The sequence below is a fragment of the Streptomyces phytophilus genome, from assembly GCF_013870535.1.
Lineage (GTDB): Bacteria > Actinomycetota > Actinomycetes > Streptomycetales > Streptomycetaceae > Streptomyces > Streptomyces phytophilus.
In genome coordinates, this window is record NZ_JACBXC010001332.1 from 1 (window position 1) to 1611 (window position 1611).

Consider the following 1611-nt stretch of genomic DNA (forward strand, 5'->3'; position numbering starts at 1 on the left):
GGGTTCCGCCCGTGTTCCGCCCGTGTTCCGCGCCGCCGTGTTCCCGATCCCCGGAGACGGGAATACGGAGCCCTCCTCCTGTTGTCGGCATGGGGAAGGACCACAGGACGACGGACGACCATGGAGGACCACGTGGCGGCAGCGGACGTGACGGCACCCGGAGCGCAGGACGAGATACGGGGCCGGGTGAGCGGCTCCGCGCCCGTGCCGCTGTCGGTGCTGGACCTGGCGACCGTGGGCGCCGGGTACACGGCGGGCGACGCCCTGCGCACCGGTGCCGACCTGGCCCGGCTCGCCGAGGCCCGCGGCTTCCACCGCTACTGGGTCGCCGAGCACCACTCGATGCCCGGCGTCGCCTCCTCCTCACCCGCCGTGATCCTGGCGCACCTGGCCGCGCACACGACGACCATCCGGCTCGGCTCCGGCGGCGTGATGCTGCCCAACCACGCGCCGCTCGTCATCGCCGAGCAGTTCGGCACGCTGGAGGCGCTGGCCCCCGGGCGGGTCGACCTGGGCCTGGGCCGCGCGCCCGGCACGGACGGCGCGACGGCGGCGGCGCTGCGCCGCACGGAGCGGCTGCGCGAGGGCGCCGAGGAGTTCCCGCAGCAGCTGGCCGAGCTGATCCGCTTCCTCGACGACGACTTCCCCGACGGCCATCCGTACCGCAGGATCCACGCGGTGCCGGGCCCCGTGCAGGGCACGGCCCCCGGCGGGGTGCAGTCCGTGCACCGGCCGCCGGTGTGGCTGCTGGGCTCGTCGATGTTCAGCGCGCGGCTCGCCGCCGAACTGGGGCTGCCGTTCGCGTTCGCGCACCACTTCGCCGGGCAGCACACCGGCCCCGCGCTGGAGCTGTACCGCGAGGCGTTCCAGCCGTCGGCCGTGCTCTCCGCCCCGTACGCCCTGATCGGCGTCTCGGTGCTGGCCGCGGAGGACGGGCGCGAGGCGCGGCGGCAGGTGACGGCGGGGGCGCTGAGCATGCTGCGGCTGCGTACCGGCCGGCCCGGTCTCGTGCCGTCGCCCGAAGAGGCGGAGGCGTACGGCTTCAGCCCGCTGGAGCGGGAGTTCGCCGACTCCTGGATCGCCAACGTGGTGCACGGCACCCCGGACGAGGTGTGCACGGGCCTGGACGACCTGCGCAAGCGCACGGGGGCCGACGAGCTGATGCTCACCTCGAACGTGCACGGACCCGGGGCGCGGCTGCGCTCGTACGAGCTGATCGCCGACGCCTACGGCATGCCGGCCGGCCCGGCGGCGGACGAGTAGCCGGGGAGGTGCCCGGAGCCCGTATGGAACCGGGCTCCGGGCACCGCCCTCAGACGCCTTCGCCGAGCAGCGCGCCGGGGCGCTCCCGGCCGGCGGCGACGTCCACGCGCTCGCCGGTCTCCTCGTCGACGACGCCGACGCGGATCACCGGCGGACGCGGGCTGTCCAGGTCCGCCCGCGCGTCCATCGCGAAGACCACGGACACCGGCCGGCCGGCGCCCTCGGCACCCTCCCGGCCGGGGTCGTGCAGGCCGGTGTAGCGCAGGAAGCGCCAGCCCTCGTCGTCCCAGTGCTCGCGCAGTCCCGAGCGGACGACGTGGGTCACCGTCTGCCACGCGAGCGAGCGTT

Annotated in this window: 1 protein-coding gene and 1 pseudogene; one reads left to right on the plus strand and one right to left on the minus strand. The window is 75.7% G+C overall.

What is annotated here, in order from left to right:
- The first annotated feature begins 120 nt into the window (after nucleotides 1-120).
- Nucleotides 121-1263, plus strand: coding sequence for an LLM class flavin-dependent oxidoreductase (locus H5J30_RS32105; protein ID WP_181791136.1), 1143 nt, complete (start codon nucleotides 121-123; stop codon nucleotides 1261-1263).
- Between the two features lie 49 nt (nucleotides 1264-1312).
- Here the strand turns inward: H5J30_RS32105 and H5J30_RS32110 are convergent.
- Nucleotides 1313-1611, minus strand: a pseudogene (locus tag H5J30_RS32110) (MauE/DoxX family redox-associated membrane protein); the annotation flags it as partial.

What these genes read in the sequence shown, in the direction of transcription:
- H5J30_RS32105 (WP_181791136.1), top strand. Translation starts at nt 121, where the DNA reads ATGGAGGACCACGTGGCGGCAGCGGACGTGACGGCACCCGGAGCGCAG.